Annotated in this window: 19 protein-coding genes; 13 read left to right on the top strand and 6 right to left on the bottom strand. The window is 32.3% G+C overall.

All coding sequences use genetic code 11. The features are described from left to right. Window positions 1–3: 3 nt before the first annotated feature. The 5 genes from PHR76_RS02975 to PHR76_RS02955 form a co-directional block, all read right to left on the bottom strand. Window positions 4–1,602 (bottom strand): hypothetical protein, encoded by a 1,599-nt coding sequence (locus PHR76_RS02975; RefSeq protein ID WP_300058403.1) that lies wholly within the window; start codon window positions 1,600–1,602, stop codon window positions 4–6. Window positions 1,603–1,661: 59 nt separating this feature from the next. After that, entirely contained in the window at window positions 1,662–1,970 is a 309-nt protein-coding gene (locus tag PHR76_RS02970) for a hypothetical protein (RefSeq protein WP_300058400.1), read from the bottom strand. Between the two features lie 96 nt (window positions 1,971–2,066). After that, a complete protein-coding gene (locus PHR76_RS02965; RefSeq protein WP_300058397.1) occupies window positions 2,067–2,675 on the bottom strand; it encodes a class I SAM-dependent methyltransferase in 609 nt (202 codons plus the stop codon). After that, a complete protein-coding gene (locus tag PHR76_RS02960; RefSeq protein WP_300058394.1) occupies window positions 2,672–2,878 on the bottom strand; it encodes a DUF6132 family protein in 207 nt (68 codons plus the stop codon). Before PHR76_RS02960 ends, PHR76_RS02965 begins: the two co-directional genes overlap by 4 nt. Beyond that, window positions 2,878–3,864 (bottom strand): DUF3365 domain-containing protein, encoded by a 987-nt coding sequence (locus PHR76_RS02955; protein ID WP_300058392.1) that lies wholly within the window; start codon window positions 3,862–3,864, stop codon window positions 2,878–2,880. Before PHR76_RS02955 ends, PHR76_RS02960 begins: the two co-directional genes overlap by 1 nt. A 133-nt stretch (window positions 3,865–3,997) precedes the next feature. On the opposite strand from PHR76_RS02955, the gene PHR76_RS02950 reads away from it, so the two are divergent. The 3 genes from PHR76_RS02950 to PHR76_RS02940 all read left to right on the top strand — a co-directional run bounded on the left by PHR76_RS02950 (window position 3,998) and on the right by PHR76_RS02940 (window position 6,451). Next, the gene (locus PHR76_RS02950) at window positions 3,998–4,594 is read left to right on the top strand and encodes a Crp/Fnr family transcriptional regulator (protein ID WP_300058390.1); all 597 of its coding nucleotides are present in this window, start codon (window positions 3,998–4,000) and stop codon (window positions 4,592–4,594) included. Further along, window positions 4,594–5,808, top strand: a complete 1,215-nt coding sequence (locus tag PHR76_RS02945; protein WP_300058387.1) for a hypothetical protein — start codon at window positions 4,594–4,596, stop codon at window positions 5,806–5,808. The genes PHR76_RS02950 and PHR76_RS02945 overlap by 1 nt, the downstream gene beginning before the upstream one ends. 85 nt (window positions 5,809–5,893) lie before the next feature. Further along, on the top strand, window positions 5,894–6,451 hold the full coding sequence (locus PHR76_RS02940) for a fasciclin domain-containing protein (protein WP_300058385.1): 558 nt from the start codon (window positions 5,894–5,896) through the stop codon (window positions 6,449–6,451). A gap of 59 nt (window positions 6,452–6,510) precedes the next feature. Here PHR76_RS02940 and PHR76_RS02935 read toward each other — a convergent pair whose 3' ends face one another. Beyond that, window positions 6,511–6,945 carry an Rrf2 family transcriptional regulator gene (locus PHR76_RS02935; RefSeq protein WP_300058383.1) on the bottom strand — a complete coding sequence of 145 codons (435 nt, stop codon included), beginning with the start codon at window positions 6,943–6,945 and terminating at the stop codon, window positions 6,511–6,513. 165 nt (window positions 6,946–7,110) lie between these two features. Here PHR76_RS02935 and PHR76_RS02930 point away from each other — a divergent pair, with 165 nt between their 5' ends. The 10 genes from PHR76_RS02930 (at window position 7,111) to PHR76_RS02885 (ending at window position 16,253) form a co-directional block, all read left to right on the top strand. After that, complete coding sequence (locus PHR76_RS02930; RefSeq protein WP_300058381.1) at window positions 7,111–7,566, top strand: cytochrome c; 456 nt, start codon at window positions 7,111–7,113, stop codon at window positions 7,564–7,566. Window positions 7,567–7,570: 4 nt separating this feature from the next. After that, window positions 7,571–8,911 (top strand): cbb3-type cytochrome c oxidase subunit I, encoded by a 1,341-nt coding sequence (locus PHR76_RS02925; RefSeq protein ID WP_300058378.1) that lies wholly within the window; start codon window positions 7,571–7,573, stop codon window positions 8,909–8,911. Window positions 8,912–8,923: 12 nt separating this feature from the next. Continuing rightward, window positions 8,924–10,366, top strand: a complete 1,443-nt coding sequence (nirK, locus tag PHR76_RS02920) for a copper-containing nitrite reductase (protein ID WP_300058376.1) — start codon at window positions 8,924–8,926, stop codon at window positions 10,364–10,366. A gap of 80 nt (window positions 10,367–10,446) precedes the next feature. After that, window positions 10,447–11,289 (top strand): formylglycine-generating enzyme family protein, encoded by an 843-nt coding sequence (locus tag PHR76_RS02915; RefSeq protein WP_300058374.1) that lies wholly within the window; start codon window positions 10,447–10,449, stop codon window positions 11,287–11,289. Then, complete coding sequence (locus PHR76_RS02910; RefSeq protein ID WP_300058372.1) at window positions 11,286–11,870, top strand: SCO family protein; 585 nt, start codon at window positions 11,286–11,288, stop codon at window positions 11,868–11,870. The genes PHR76_RS02915 and PHR76_RS02910 overlap by 4 nt, the downstream gene beginning before the upstream one ends. 4 nt (window positions 11,871–11,874) lie before the next feature. Continuing rightward, complete coding sequence (locus PHR76_RS02905) at window positions 11,875–12,084, top strand: hypothetical protein (RefSeq protein ID WP_300058369.1); 210 nt, start codon at window positions 11,875–11,877, stop codon at window positions 12,082–12,084. Continuing rightward, window positions 12,075–13,136 (top strand): alginate export family protein, encoded by a 1,062-nt coding sequence (locus tag PHR76_RS02900; RefSeq protein WP_366143565.1) that lies wholly within the window; start codon window positions 12,075–12,077, stop codon window positions 13,134–13,136. Before PHR76_RS02905 ends, PHR76_RS02900 begins: the two co-directional genes overlap by 10 nt. Window positions 13,137–13,148: 12 nt before the next feature. Then, complete coding sequence (locus PHR76_RS02895) at window positions 13,149–13,928, top strand: CbbQ/NirQ/NorQ/GpvN family protein (RefSeq protein WP_300058366.1); 780 nt, start codon at window positions 13,149–13,151, stop codon at window positions 13,926–13,928. A 9-nt stretch (window positions 13,929–13,937) separates the two neighbouring features. Continuing rightward, window positions 13,938–15,677 carry a VWA domain-containing protein gene (locus tag PHR76_RS02890; protein ID WP_300058364.1) on the top strand — a complete coding sequence of 580 codons (1,740 nt, stop codon included), beginning with the start codon at window positions 13,938–13,940 and terminating at the stop codon, window positions 15,675–15,677. Continuing rightward, the gene (locus tag PHR76_RS02885) at window positions 15,678–16,253 is read left to right on the top strand and encodes a cytochrome c oxidase subunit 3 (protein ID WP_300058362.1); all 576 of its coding nucleotides are present in this window, start codon (window positions 15,678–15,680) and stop codon (window positions 16,251–16,253) included. The last annotated feature ends 1 nt before the right edge of the window (window position 16,254 follow it).

Below are 16,254 nucleotides of genomic sequence, written 5' to 3'. Positions count from 1 at the left end.
TATTTATTTTTTAATGATTTTTTTAGATTGATAAAATTTGTGATCAAATACTAAGGTTAAAATCAAGACCTTAGATTGATTTTCGGTAAGGGTGAAACGCATTTCATTGTTTCCTAAATTCAATTTATTGATGGAACCTTCTTCTAAAATCTTACCCTCAAGATTAGAAATGATGTATTCTAAATCGGCTTGATAAGGAATCGTAAAACTAAGATTGATTGTATCTTGCGTGATAGGATTTGGAGAAACAGAAAAAGCAAAAGGTGAACTTCCGTCTAAGGTTTCAATTGACAAACTCGGATTATATACCAATTTAACTTCATAAACGGTTGGGTCGGCACTTGTTAAACCCGTTTGGTTAGATGTAAAAGGTGAATTTATCGAACTTTGTATTCCGCCAAAAAGATGGCCAATTACAATTTCATCTCCTGCGATTTCGGCGAGTTTGATTACCTCATTTTCATAATGTGGTAAAGTTGTTTTTAGAATAAACTCAGCTCCCGAGCCTTTTAAATTAGGCATTTCAACGGGCAATTTATATTCTGTCAACGTGCCATCCGTCGCTCTACTCGTTCTGCTGATTGTTTTTACAAAAGGAACGGTATCATCTTGTACTAATGTTCCGTTATTGTAATAATACTGACTCATTCCGCCAAAAAACAAATTATGCATCGTATTGTTGGTCGCATCAAATAAACAAGCGGTACCTGAATGATAATTGCTTAAATATTGATTAAAACTTGTTTGCGGAAAATAACCACCCGCTTTTATATCAACTGGATACAAAAAAGGTAAGTCGGCACTAATTTGAAAAACACCCGAAGAAATCGTATAGCCTAATTCGCCATCAGGAAAAACCTGCGGTAATAAATTATAATCTCGTCGATGTAAATGAACAGCATCAATCCAAGCCGTATGATTAGAAGTTGACAATTGCGTTCCTGTATTATCTATTTCAAATTTTTGAATAGCATCCGAATAGGTTTGTGTAAAAGAAGGACCATTCATCGGATTATAGCGGCCATCAAATTTTTGACCACCAACCAAATAAAATTCATTTCCTATTTTTCCTAAATGTCCGCCTGTATTTGCAAAAATCGGATTAGAAATTTGCTTAAAATAACTTGAAATACTAGAACCGTTAACGACTGCATTTATTAAGCCTGGAACGTCTACCGCAGTCAATTTATCATGCGTAATATGGTCATCTGCCGAAACAGCAAATGAATAACCGCCAATGATATATAAAGCATCTCCATCTTGATGAAAATTCATATTAGTAGATTGCAACTGCTCTTTTAATCCGGTGGCTAATGTATTCATTGATGCCGACCAAGATTGTTGTGTGGCAATATCAACGACATAAATAGTGGTATTATTTTGATTTTCTGGAAAGGCATTAAACGGTTGACGAGCATGCATTCCATCTTTTCTACCGCCTATAATAAGCCATTTTCCATTGTGTTGACCAAAAGCATACGAATGTAACCCGGGTAAACCAGCAACGCTAACAGGTGTTAACACCACGTCATAGGGGAAATTATTTTGTCCTTGTACTAGTTGAAAACAACTGAATACAAGAAAAATAAATAGTTTTTTCATTTTGTTGTATATTAAGTGAACTGCAACAAATGCAGTAATAGGTAAAATCTTAAGTACAACTAAAATTTAGGAGGATGCCAAATAGAATTTTGATAGATCGATATAAAAAAAGATTCATAAAAAGAGGTTTCTTTTCTTAAATCAAAATCGAAGATGATATTTTTAAACGTGTAATTTAATTCATTTACAAATTGAATCGGGCTAAAATTTAAACTCATTACTAGTTTACCTTTATCACATTCAATTGGTTCGGAAGAATTGCACGCTTGTTCACTAGTTTCACCAAATTGGAGTTTCATCGCTCGAACTGAAGGCAAAACAGTTAACGTTACTAAATAAATAAAAAGTATGTAAACTTTAAATTTCATGAAACAAATGTAATTAAAAAATTAAAAAGTTTGATTTTATTTTCATTCACAAATAAATTTAGGAGTGTATTTTAAAAAATAATTTACTTTGAAAACTTAGTTCAATCCTTCTTTTATTCCGACAAATCGAATGACAGAAGCTTTTCCTTGATGAAATTCGCCTTCCTTTAATTGGATTACTTCCGTTTTTAAAAAATCAAATTTAACGTTTGGAAATTCATTTTTTATTTCTTCTTCAGAAAAAAGCATGTCAAAATCTTTTGGACCGCCCGAATTAAATTGAAGTTGTTCTTTACTAAACGCTTCAAAAATCACTATTCCTTTAGGCTTAACAAATCGCAATAGTTGTAGATGAATTTTTTTTCGAATAGCCATTGGAAAATGAGCATAAATCAAAACAATCCCATCAAAATAGGCTTGTTCATAGTCTAAATCATCAATCGTTCCTACTTGGTAATCGATTTTCACATTAAAATCATCTGCTAATTTATCCGCTTTGTTTTTTCCTTCACAACTTAAATCAAAAGCAAAAACTTGAAACCCTTTTTTGGCTGCAAAAACTGCATTTCTGCCTTCGCCTTCCGCTGGAAAAAATATTTTCCCGTGTATTGGTAAAGTAGAAATTGTATCTTCTAGAAATTGATTAGGATGAACTCCGTAGGCATATTCTTGATGGGCATATCGTTCGTTCCAAAAATCTTTCATTCTTTTTCTGCTTTTTTTGGCGAAGAAGCAAACAAATTAAATAACAATCCGCCCATTAACCCACCATATAGTGTGCTATTTACAGGTTTTGAAGTAATGGAACACGTTCCAGAAGCACATCCTATAAAATGATAGTAGGCATAACCCGCAATTAATCCAACTACTATTCCAATTCCTGTGATAATATATCCTTTTTTTGTCATTATTTTTTTTTATCAAACGTTATACTCCAAATTCCACGTACTTCATTTTCTCCATAACCAATTGCTATATCTTTTGGATATATTTTTAAGGTTTTGGCTCTAACCTCAGGTTTAATATCTTTAGGTTTTCCGTGACATTGTAAACACATGGTGTTGGTTGGAATTGGATAATAAAATTGTACTTTTTCCCCTTTATCTACAATTACTGGTTTTGGTTCTTCTTTAGCTGCTAGTACTTTTTTGAATTGTTCAATATAAACTAATTCTTCGGCATTGGCTTTGTTATTTGGATTTCTATTTTTATCCGAAACCCGTTTTATAGAAGCATTATATTTGGTAGACATACTATCCGTTAACGGCATTGCTTGGATATTACAGAATGCCAGAGCCTCTAAAGTTCCTTGTTTTTGTATGGTTTGCATTAAGTTTTCACCCAATAATTTTTTTGTTGCTAAAGCATATTCTAAACCAATTTCTTCATAGGATTTTGGTGGTTCAATTACGACAACTTTTTTTCCAGGTTGTTCCCAATTTTCATGACCGTGTCCCTGCCAATGAGCCGCAAACCATTCTGGTTCTTCAATTTGGTAATCAAACATAAAATCGGCAATTTGAGCTACAGCATGATCTGGAAAAACTTGCTTAGGCATTACCTCAAAATTCCTGACCGCTCCATGCATTTTGGCATTCTCTTCCGTTGGGTTTTCAACAAAACTGAGTATTGCTTTTACAAAATCTTCTTTGGAATCATAATCCATCAAATAGCGAGATTTTACCGCAATCATTGGCGGAGCAATACGTCCTTCATTTTCTTCCGCATTTGGACTATGACATAAATAGCAATGCGTTTCCATTAACTTTTTACCCCGATGTGCAATGGTGTCTATTTGAACTTTGTCCGTTTCAACAGACTCATACTTGTCTTTTTTACTTGAATTACAAGATAATAGAAAAAAAACAGAGAAAAATAAAAGCAGGTTTTTCATGATAAATTAGTAAAAAAACAAATTTAGTAAACAATTTATTATTATATTGTAACGATTGTTACATATATGATAAATGTCATTTTTATTATATTTTTAATTTTAGAATATTTGTAAGGTTTAAATTGGGTTTACTATGCAAATTGACTTGGATTTATTATTCACATGGGGAGCTGTGGCCAAAAAGTATCAAAAAGATGAAATCATTTTTTATGAAGACGACTTGGCTTTATTCTTTTATCAAATTGTAGAAGGCTCTGTAAAAATGTTTTGTACAAATGAAGATGGAAAAGACTTTACACATGGAATATTCAAAAAAGGGAGTAGTTTTGGAGAACCACCACTCTTAATAGATGAAGTTTATCCTTGTAATTCCATTGCTATGGAAAACAGTGTGATTATTAAAATTTCAAAAGACAAATTCCTTACTATAATTGAAGAATATCCTGAAATTAACAAAAGTTTTATGCGTTTGTTAGCCTTACGAATTTTCAATAAAACCATTACCACAAAAGCAGTAATTAATCAAAAACCTGAATTTCGTATAACAGCTTTTTTAGAACATTTTAAAAAACATAATGGTAATGATACTGGTGGAAAAATTCAAATTCCATACACACGACAAGAAATTGCTGAATTTACCGGTTTGCGTGTAGAAACCGTCATTCGAACCCTCACTCAAATGAAAAACCATAAAAAAGTTGAAATTACAAACCATAAATTATTTTTTTAATGATGAAATTCCCCGTTTCCTATTGGATTAAATTTTCCTTATTCAATTTATTGCTTGTTGCTACATTGGGTTTATTAATGCGATATAAAATTGCGTTTGAATTGCCAATAATTCATCAAAAAAACATTCAACATTCCCATTCACATTTTGCTTTTGCTGGTTGGGTAACTCAAACACTCTTTGTTTTAATGATCTATTTTTTATCTAAGTATAATCCTGCTCTATCACTTGAAAAATACAAAAAAGTAATCATAGCTAATTTAGTTTGTGCCTATATTATGCTTTTTAGTTTTATTTTTCAAGGTTATGGTTTGATCTCCATTTTATTCTCTACTTTATCCATATTTGTCTCTTTTTGGTTTGCTGTCTTGTATTTTAAAGATTTAAAAACGATATCTAATGATAATTTGGCTAAAAATTGGTTTAAAGCAGCTTTGTTTTTTAATGTCATTTCGTCATTAGGCACTTTTGCTTTAGCTTATATGATGGCTACAAGAAATGTTCCACAAGATTTATACCTATCATCCATTTATTATTATTTACATTTTCAGTATAATGGTTGGTTTTGGTTTGCTTGTTTAGGTTTATTTGTAAGTCAGCTCACACCTACTCCTAGCTTAATTAAAGCGAATAAAACTGTTTTTAATTGGTTTTTTATAAGTTGTATTCCAGCTTATTTATTATCTGTTTTATGGTTAAAACTTCCGGTTTGGGTTTATGCTTTAGCGGTTTTAAGTGCATTTTTACAAATTGGTGCTTGGATAAAATTTAGTAAAGTTATTATTCCAGCATTTTTAAAAAGTTATTCCTTAATTCCTTTTTTTAAATGGATATATATATGCATTGTTGCTAGTATTGGTTTAAAATTATTGCTGCAATTGGGTTCAACTGTTCCTAGCATTGGCAAACTTGCTTTTGGATTCCGTCCTATTGTTATTGCCTACTTACATTTAGTTTTACTCGCCATTACTTCATTGTATTTATTAATTTATCTTTTTACAAATCAATTGGTATCTTCTAATTCAATGTTAAAAAAAGCATTAGCCCTTTTTACAGTGGGAATCTTTTTAAATGAATTAGTTTTGGTTATTCAAGGCATTGCTGGTTTTAGTTATACGATGATTCCATATATAAATGTCATCTTATTAGGAGTTGCTTTTATATTGTTTTTAGGAATGTTAAGCATGACACTCATAAATATAAAAAAAAGTTAAAAAAAGTTGTTCTTTGTGATTTAAATCATAAAATAAAATGTTGTAATGTTAGTACTTTGCAGAGTAATAATAAAGTATAACCATTATGAAAAAAACAATCTCATTTTTAGCTATTGTTGCTCTCTTTTTTAGTTTAAGTTGCAAAGAAAATACCGAAACGACAACAGAGTCAACGGCTGTTGAAAACGGTGTTGATTTAAGTGTGGGTCAAGAAGGTGTTCAAGATGACATTTCTAATCCAAACATTGTTCAAGTTGCCTCAGGCAGTAAAGACCACACCACACTTGTTGCCGCTGTAAAAGCAGCTGGACTTGTGAGTTCTTTAAGCAATGCCGGTCCGTTTACCGTTTTTGCACCAACCAATGCCGCTTTTGACAAATTACCAGCTGGAACAGTAGATGAATTATTAAAACCAGAGAAAAAAGGTGACTTAGAAAACATTTTAGGATACCATACTTATGTAGGTGTTTTAAAAGCAGAATACATGCAAAACGATCAAAAGTTTGACATGGTTTTTGGTGGAAAAGTTAACATTACAAAAGAAGGAGATAAAACCTTTGTGAACGGTTCAGAAATTTTAGCAACTATCCCCACTTCAAATGGAATAATCCATGTAATTGGTGATGTATTGTTACCAAAATAAAATAGTATTAGTTCATCTTCATTTAAAAGCATAGGTCGTCGTAGCCTATGCTTTTTTTTTTAATATTTCAAAAATGAAGTCCCCGATTTATATTCTAATGCTAATTGTTCTAAAGACGTCTTCTCTAGCATAATAAATAACCTTTCCTTTATCTCTTTAAATTCAAAATGCACAGGACAAGGATGCGTTTCAGAACAATTTTCTAACCCCAACCCACAACCAGAAAAAACACTATTTCCGTCAATAGCACCTACAATTTGAATCAATCGAATCGATTTTAAATCTTTTTTTAAAATTTCAAATCCACCATTTACTCCTTTTGTGGAGTGAACAATTTTATCTTTCGTCAGCTTTTGTAAAATTTTTGCCGTAAAAGCAATCGGAGAATCAATGGCAATTGCAATTTCTTTTAATCCTACTCGTCTATTCTCACAACATTTACTAGCAATAAAAATAGTGGCCCTGATAGCATATTCGCAACTTTTTGAAAACATTTTTTATTTCAAAATTAATTATAATACATAATTAAAGACAATTTTATCTTTTATTTAACTTTTATGATTTATATCATATTTTGTTATTTCAAAATAAAAGAAATTTGACATCAATAAAAGACAAAGTTGTCCTTTATAATAAATACTAACTAAAATTATAAATCTATGCTTTCAAAATCACAAGCAAGAGCGTTTTTTCTAGGCGGTACTTTAGTCACCTTTTTAATTTTTATTGGATTGACTATTTATTCGTTTATGCCTAGCAATGACCAGACAAACTCAAAAAACATTGACAAGAATGTTGTGAGAGGTAAAGAATTATGGGAATCCAATAACTGTATGGGTTGTCATAGCATTATGGGTGAAGGGGGTTATTATGCTCCTGAATTAACTAAAGTGGTCGAACGACGTGGCGAAGGCTATATTAAAGCTGTCTTAATGTCGCCAGCTCCTTGGGCTCCAAAAGGCAGAAAAATGGTTGCATATAAAATGAGCCAAGAAGATGCGGATGCCATGGTAGCCTATTTTAAATGGATTGGGAATATTGATTTAAATGGTTTTGACCGAATCGTCTCTCCCTTAGCCAAAGACAAATTAAAAGATCAACAAAAAATACAATAAGAAGATGAAATATAAATCACAAAAAGTAGCCTATTGGTTTTTCGCCTTATGCATGTTATTATTTTCCTTGCAAATAATTTATGGCTTTATCATGGGCTTTGACCGCATAGGAATGCAAGGCTTACACGAATTTATTCCATTTAATACTGCTCGTGCAGTTCATACCAACTTACTTGTAGTTTGGTTATTAACTGGTTTTATGGGAGCCGCCTATTATATTATTCCTGAAGAAGCCCAACGCGAATTAATTAGTATAAAATGGGCATATGTACAACTTATATCACTAGCCGTTGTTGGTGTGGTGGCAGTTGTTGGTTTCCATTTTAATCATTGGGAAGGAAGAAAGTTTTTAGAAATTCCACGAGAATTAGACTTCTTAGTCGTTATCAATGTCTTGCTTTTCTTAGGTTTAATTTTAGGAACGCTATATAAAGCAAAACGAAGAACAACCACCGCTTTGGTTTTAACAATGGGATTAGTTTTTGCAGCTTTACTATACATTCCTGGAATGATTTGGTTTGATAGTCAAGTAACCGATTCATTCTTTAGATGGTGGGTTGTTCACCTTTGGGTTGAAGGAGTATGGGAATTAATTATGGGAGGTATTTTATCCTACCTATTAATTAAATTGACAGGTGTTGATAGAGAAGTTATTGAAAAATGGTTATACGTTATTATTGGTTTAACATTTTTATCAGGAGTTTTAGGTACGGGTCACCACTATTATTATATTGGTGTAAACAAAATTTGGTTGGTTGTTGGTGGAATATTCTCTGCTTTAGAACCACTAGCTTTCTTAGCAATGGCGTTGTTTGCAGTAAATATGTATCGCAAAGGTGAAAAAAGTCATCCAAATAAAATCGCTTTATTTTGGACAATTGGCTCAGCAATCGTATCTTTCGTGGGTGCTGGTTTACTAGGTTTTGCTCATACTTTGCCACAAACAAACCTTTATACACACGGAACCCTCGTCACGGCAATGCACGGACATTATGCATTCTGGGGAGCGTATGCAATGATTGTATTAGCAATTATTAGTTATGCTCTTCCAAATCTAACAGGTCGTAAACGGTATAATAGTACCAACGGTCACATGGCTTTTTGGATTTCTAACATAGGAATACTTGGAATGACTGTTGCCTTTGGTGTAGCTGGAGTAGCTCAAGTGTACATGGAACGAAAATTAAAAATGGACTTTATGGATGTCCAAAATGAAATTGCCATTCACTTTGTTGTATTACTTATTTGTGCCACGATGTTTACTGTTGGAATTGGAATGTTTATTTATGAATTCATAAAGTACGGATTGCCCTCTGATGAAGCCCTTGTAGGCGAAAATCAATAATAAACCAATAAAATGAAAAAACTTAAATTAGTATTTGCTGTTGCTGCAATCGCACTCTTCGTCAGTTGTAAATCCAACAACGAAGAAGAAACTATTGATCCTCTAAAAATAGAAACGGTAGGTGTAGCTGTGGTTGCAGAGTTAACTTCTCCTCCATTTGTTCCAAAACCAATCGGAGATCGACCCGCTAGAAAATTAATTGTTAATTTAGAAATTATTGAGCAAGAAGGTGAAATGGCCGACGGTGTTAAATACATGTATTGGACATTTGGAGGTACAGTTCCTGGTAGTTTTATTAGAACAAGAGTTGGTGATGAAATTGAATTTCACCTAAAAAACCATCCTGATAATAAATTACCTCATAATATCGATTTACATGCAGTAACAGGTCCAGGTGGTGGTGCAGAAGCCTCGTTTGTAGCTCCGGGTCATGAAATCACTTTTTCTTTTAAAGTATTAAATGAAGGCTTGTTTGTTTACCATTGTGCTACAGCTCCCGTAGGAATGCACATCGCCAATGGTATGTATGGTTTAATTTTAGTTGAACCTGCTGGCGGTCTTCCTAAAGTAGATAAAGAATACTACATTATGCAAGGCGATTTTTATACGAAAGGGGCTTATGGCGAAAAAGGTTTACAGCCTTTTGATATGGCAAAAGCAATTAAAGAAGAACCAGATTATGTAGTTTTTAATGGAAAAACAGGTGCAATCACTGGAGATAAATCTTTATCCGCTAAAGTAGGTGAAACGGTTCGTTTATATGTAGGTAATGGTGGACCAAACTTGGTTTCTTCATTCCATGTGATTGGTGAAATTTTTGATAAAGTACACGTAGAAGGCGGTTCTTTAATTAATAAAAACGTACAAACCACTTTAATTCCTGCCGGTGGTGCAGCCATTGTAGACTTTAAAGTAGACGTACCAGGTTCATTAGTGATTGTTGACCACTCTATCTTTAGAACCTTTAATAAAGGAAGTTTAGGTATCTTAAAAGTTACTGGTGAGGAAAACAAAACCGTTTATTCTGGAACACAATCTAATACTGTTTATTTACCTGAAGGTGGAACAATTCAAACAATGCCAGGTAGTAAAGCGGCTAACCCAACAATTCCGGTTACACTAGCTGAACGAATTGCAGATGGAAAATCAATTTATTCTACAACTTGTTATGCCTGTCATCAACCAGCTGGAGAAGGCTTAGCAAACGCCTTCCCTCCTCTTGCTAATTCAGATTATTTAAATGCTGATGTAGATAGAGCCATTGATATCGTGATTCATGGAAAAACGGGTGAGATGGTTGTGAATGGTAAAACATACAACAGTGTAATGACCGCACAAACATTAACAGATGATGAAATTGCAAATGTTTTAACCTATGTATATAGCACATGGGGTAACAGCAAAAAAGATGTTACTAAAGAAATGGTTACAAAAGTTAGAAATGCAAAAAAATAGTTAATTAGTTACATAACCATGATAGTGCTTTACTGTTTACTATCATGGTTATTTTTTAACTAAATGTAAAAATCACAAAAATGTACCGAATACGTTTTTTATTAGTCATTTTACTTATTGTTTCTTGTGAAAACAATGAAGGACAAAATGCTGCCGTAACTAGTCCTATTTCAAATATAACTATATCAAAAGAAGCAGATAGCTCTTTTAGTGTTACAACTGAAATGGCTCTTGTTAAAGGTGGAAGTTACGTTCCTTTATATGGACAAAAACAAGAAGAAGTAATTGTGAATGATTTATATATGGATGTACATCCTGTAACAAATGCTGAATTTTTAGATTTTGTTAAAAAGAATGAAAAATGGCAAAAATCAAAGGTTAAAAAATTATTTGCCGACGGAAATTACCTAGTTAAATGGCAAAATGATACTTTATTAAATGTTGACGCTAAACCAAATAGTCCGGTTACAAATGTTTCATGGTATGCTGCAAATGCGTATTGTGATTGCCAAGGAAAAAGATTAGCAACAGTAGATGAATGGGAATATGCAGCAATGGCGGATGAAACAATTCCAGATGCTCGAAAGTTAGAATCCTACAATCAAATTATTTTAGATTGGTATGAAAAGCCAAAAACATACCAAAAAGAAGTTGGAACTACTTTTAAAAACTATTACGGTGTTTATGATTTGCATGGATTAGTTTGGGAATGGACTTCAGATTTTAATTCGGTTTTAATTACGGGTGAATCCAGAGGTGATTCGGCAGAAAACAACAACTTATTTTGTGGAAGTGGTTCTTTAAACGCAACTGATTTAATGAATTATGCCGCATTTATTCGATATGCTTTTAGAGGAAGTGTGAAAGCAAATTATTCGGTTCAAAATTTAGGGTTTAGATGTGTAAAAGATATTGAAAAATGAAAACAAGAATACTGCTATTTATCATTTCAAGTTTATTTCTGTTCGGTTGTAAACAAGAAGAAAAACAAATTAAAGACACGCCAATTTCAGAAGAATCTATTTTTAATTTATCCAGTAAATGGAAGACACAAGACAATAAAACCGTTGAAATTAAAGATTTTAGAGGAAAAGTAACGGTGATGGTTATGATATATACTAGTTGCAAAGCGGCTTGCCCAAGATTAGTAGCCGATATGCGAGATATTGAATCTAAAATGCCAAAAAATAAGCTGAATGATTTAAACTTTGTCTTAGTAAGCATCGATCCCGAAATTGATACTCCCGATAAACTGAAAGAATTTGCTAAAGTAAACTTTATGGAAGCTCCACAATGGATATTTCTTCAAGGAACAAAAACAACAGTACAGGAATTTGCAAATGTACTAGCGGTCAAATACAAACAAATTTCTCCCATTGATTTTTCACATTCAAATATTATTAGTGTTTTTAATAAAGAAGGTGAATTAGTTCATCAACAAGAAGGTTTAGGCGTGAACAACAAAGAAACTGTCGAAAAAATTATTGAAACAGTAAACCTATAATATCATGAAAAAATATTTTTGCAGCCTCGTTATTGCTCTACTTGCATTTAGTTCAACGAAAGCTCAACAATTTGACGTCAGTGCCGATTTACGTGCCCGATTTGAAAATAGAAATGGTTACGGGACCTTAAAACCAGATTCAGAAAAAGCAGCTTCTTTTATTTCGCAACGCACCCGATTAACTTTTGATTACTCTTTTAAAATATTATATTAAAAGTTTCGCCTCAAAATGTAAGAACTTGGGGCGATGTTGCCACTACTTCAAAAACAGATTTAAATAATGCTTTTCATGAAGCTTATGGCGAAATTAAATTAGAGGAGCAATTTTCGTTTAAGTTAGGAAGACAAGAAATTAATTATGACGATGCCCGTATTTTTGGAAATGTAGATTGGACAATGCAAGCCAGAAGTCATGATGCTTTTCTTTTAAAATTCAATCCCAATTCAAAAAATAAATTTCATTTAGGATTGGCCTTAAATGCAAATAAAGAAACTAATTTCCAAGAAGATTACACTGTTCCACAATATAAATCTTTTCAATATTTATGGTATCACACCGATTTTAATGAGTTTAATTTAAGCGTTTTAGCACTTAATAACGGAATGCCCTATCTTGTTGACACGGAAGAAAAAGTGGATTATAGTCAAACTATCGGAACACGATTGGTCTACAAAAAAAACAAGTTAAATGTCGATGGTGCTGCGTATTTACAAACAGGAAAAATAGCAACTAATTCTGTTAGTGCTCATTATTTTTCTGCTAATGTAAATTACAAAATCAACACCAATTTCAACACTGGTTTAGGATTTGAAGTACTCTCTGGAAAAGACCAAAACGATACTTCAACTGATGTAAAATCGTTCAATCCTTTGTACGGAACTAATCATAAATTTAATGGCTATATGGATTATTTCTACGTAGGCAATCACGCAAATTCAATAGGATTAAATGATATTTATGTGAATCTTGGCTATGAAAAAAATAAGTTTTTTGCAAAAGTAACACCACATTATTTTGCCTCAGCTGCTTCCATTTATAATGCGGGAGAAAAACAAGACAACTATCTTGGAACTGAAGTAGATGTAACATGTGGATACAAAATGTATGATTATGTAACAGTTGAAGGTGGATATTCTCAAATGTTTGCTTCATCATCCATGGAAATCATAAAAACAGGAAACAAAAATGCTGGTAATAATTGGGCTTTTCTTTCTATAAAAATCAACCCTAATTTATTTTCATATAAAGCTGAGGCTAAACAATAATTTAAATTCAAAATGACACAAACTATTCCCTATTATCATTCCATTGGAAAGGAAGAAGAAATATTTTCTCACGCTTATTCAAATAAAATTCCATTGCTTTTAAAAGGGCCAACTGGTACAGGAAAATCGCGTTTTATTGAGTATATGGCTCATCAATTAAACAAAAAACTCATCACAATTAGTTGCCATGAAGAAACATCTTCTACCGATTTAATTGGGCGTTTTATCATCAAAGGTGCCGAAACAATATGGATTGACGGACCAATGACAATTGCTGTAAAAGAAGGTGCAATTATCTATTTAGATGAAATTGCAGAAGCAAGACCAGACGTAATTGTTGCCATTCACTCCTTAACCGATCATCGTAGAGAATTGTTTATTGATAAACTTGGAATAACCGTAAAATCACATGACGATTTTATGTTAGTTGCCTCTTTTAACCCAGGTTATCAACGTGGATTTAAAGAGTTAAAACCATCCACTAAACAACGATTTGCGGCTCTTTCATTTGATTATCCTGAACCAAAAGAAGAAGTTGAAATTCTAATAAACGAAACAACTATTGATGCAGATAATGCAAAAAAATTAGTTGCCATTGGAAATAAAATTAGAAATCTAACCGAACTTGGGTTAACGGAAACCGTTTCAACCAGACTTTTAGTAAATGCAGCAAAATTGATTACAAGTGGGTTGCCAAAAAGACTTTCAACACACATTGCAATTGTAGAACCTTTGACAGATGATTTACAAACGATTCAGTCGTTAAAGGATTTGTGCGATTTGATGATTTAAAACAACAAAATGGATTTAGACGAACTCATTTTCGGAAAAGTTTCTAAGTATTTCAAAAAAAGAAAAAAAGAAAAAATTCTTTTAGACAACAAGGCTGTTTTCTTAAAAGATATAAAACCGCGTTTAACCATTTTAGCAAGAGCTATTACAGCAAAACCTATTGAAATTTACCCTGCAGAACGCGAAGGTGGTTACAAAAACAACAACTATTTTTTACCTATTTATTTTAACCTGCTTTCTTCTAAAGAAGAAAATATAAAGTATTACTTTTTTAGAGTTTTGTTTTTAAGTATGCAATCCGATTTAAACATTAATTTGATTGCTGAAGAATCCTTTTCAGACGAAAACAAACAACTTATATTGGATGTATTATTTAAAAATTATCCCAATTCAAAAGAAATCTATACTGCTTTAAAAACTCATTTGGATTCCGTTGCTACAGAAAAAAATCCAACAGATTATTCATGGATTTATGGAAAATTAATGAAAAATGAAAAAGAAGAAAGTACCGAAAGTGTGCTCGAAAATTTTTCTGATTTGGTAAAAAAATCCAATAATAATCAAGAAATTACAACCTTAAAAACAAAAGCGGTAGAAGAAATTATCACCATTGAAATTGATAAAAAACAACAAGAAGATTATGTTTTATTACACAGTTTTGAAAAAGCAGAAACAGCCGAAGAATTTAATGGAAATTGGCGTGATTTTGATGGTTCGGATGAGTTAGAAAAACATGAAAACGCGATTGAAGATTTGAATATGAAATTCACCGTTCGTGTTGATGACACGGCTCATTCTGTTTATCAATCTGAATTTACCGAAAATACGTCTATTTCTGAAAGTGCCGAAATTGATACCAAAGGTTTTCATCTTTTGTATGACGAATGGGATTTTGAAAAACGAAAATACAAAGACAAATTTTGTAAAGTTTATCCTAAAACACAATTGAAAACAGATGCTGGTTATTATAAAAAAACCATCCTTAAAAACAGTGCAACGCTTACGAATTTAAGAAAGATTCTGACGAATTTAAACAACAAAATGCAACAACAAAAACGACAAAATCAAGGCGAAGAATTTGATATTGATGCCATAACTGATTTGTATGTTGATGTGCATTCCAAAAAAAATCCGACTGAAAAAATTTATATTTCCAACAGAAAAAGAGAAAAGGATTTATCTATTTTGTTGCTCTTAGACATCAGTTTATCCAGCGATAGTTATGCAGAAGGAAATCGTGTGATTGATGTTGAAAAAGAAGTTTCCATTTTGTTTGGTGAAATATTAAACGAATTTAATATTGATTTTTCAATTGATAGTTTTTATTCTAAAACACGAAATTTTTCAACTTATTTAACCGTAAAAGATTTTGATGAAAATTGGTCTACCGCCAAAAACAAAATTGGAGCTATTGAACCTTCTGGCTATACAAGAATTGGTGCAGCTTTGCGTCACGCCGGAGCTCGTTTAGATACTAGAAACACCAAAAACAAATGGATTATTTTAATTTCTGACGGAAAACCAAACGATTATGATAAATATGAAGGTAAATATGGTGTAAATGATGTAAAACAAGCGTTGAGAGAGCTAAATCAAAGAAATATAAATTCGTATGCCTTAGCCATTGAAGCACAAGCCAAATATTATTTACCTCAAATGTTTGGACAAAATCATTATCAAATTTTGACAACACCATCAGAATTATTGCAATCGATGGTCAAATTATATGATAAAATAAAACAGAAATAAATGAATAAAACAGCTATCGATTACAAGAACGTATATTTTCCACCTGGAGGAATTTTGATGTGGATTATCATCTATTTAGAACTCATTACCTTCGGAATGGCGTTGGTAGCTTTTGTCTACTATGGAGCACAAGAACCCGATGTTTTTCACCAATCCAAACTACAATTAAACCCAACAATCGGTGCAATAAACACCCTATTTCTACTCACAAGCGGCTTATTTATGGCTAATGCCGTTCATTTTTATAAAGAAGGAAATATAAAAAAAACAACATTCTTTTTTAAACTAGCCATGCTAGGCGGTTTTCTTTTTCTTCTTTTAAAAAGCTATGAATATTACACCAAAATTGATAACGGAATTACTTTAGATACCAATACATTTTACACTTTTTATTGGATGTTAACCGGTTTTCATATTATTCACGTATTGATTGGATTGGTAATTTTATTCCTCACCGAACAAAGCATAAGTAAAAACAAAGCAGAACTAGAAGACGTAGAAGCCTCGGCGACTTTTTGGCACATGTGTGACATCATTTGGCTATTGCTTTTCCCTATCATTTATTTAATTTTTTAGC

Source organism: Flavobacterium sp. (assembly GCF_028689845.1).
In the GTDB taxonomy this organism is placed as follows: Bacteria; Bacteroidota; Bacteroidia; order Flavobacteriales; family Flavobacteriaceae; genus Flavobacterium.
This window is presented reverse-complemented; position numbering and strand designations above follow the sequence as displayed.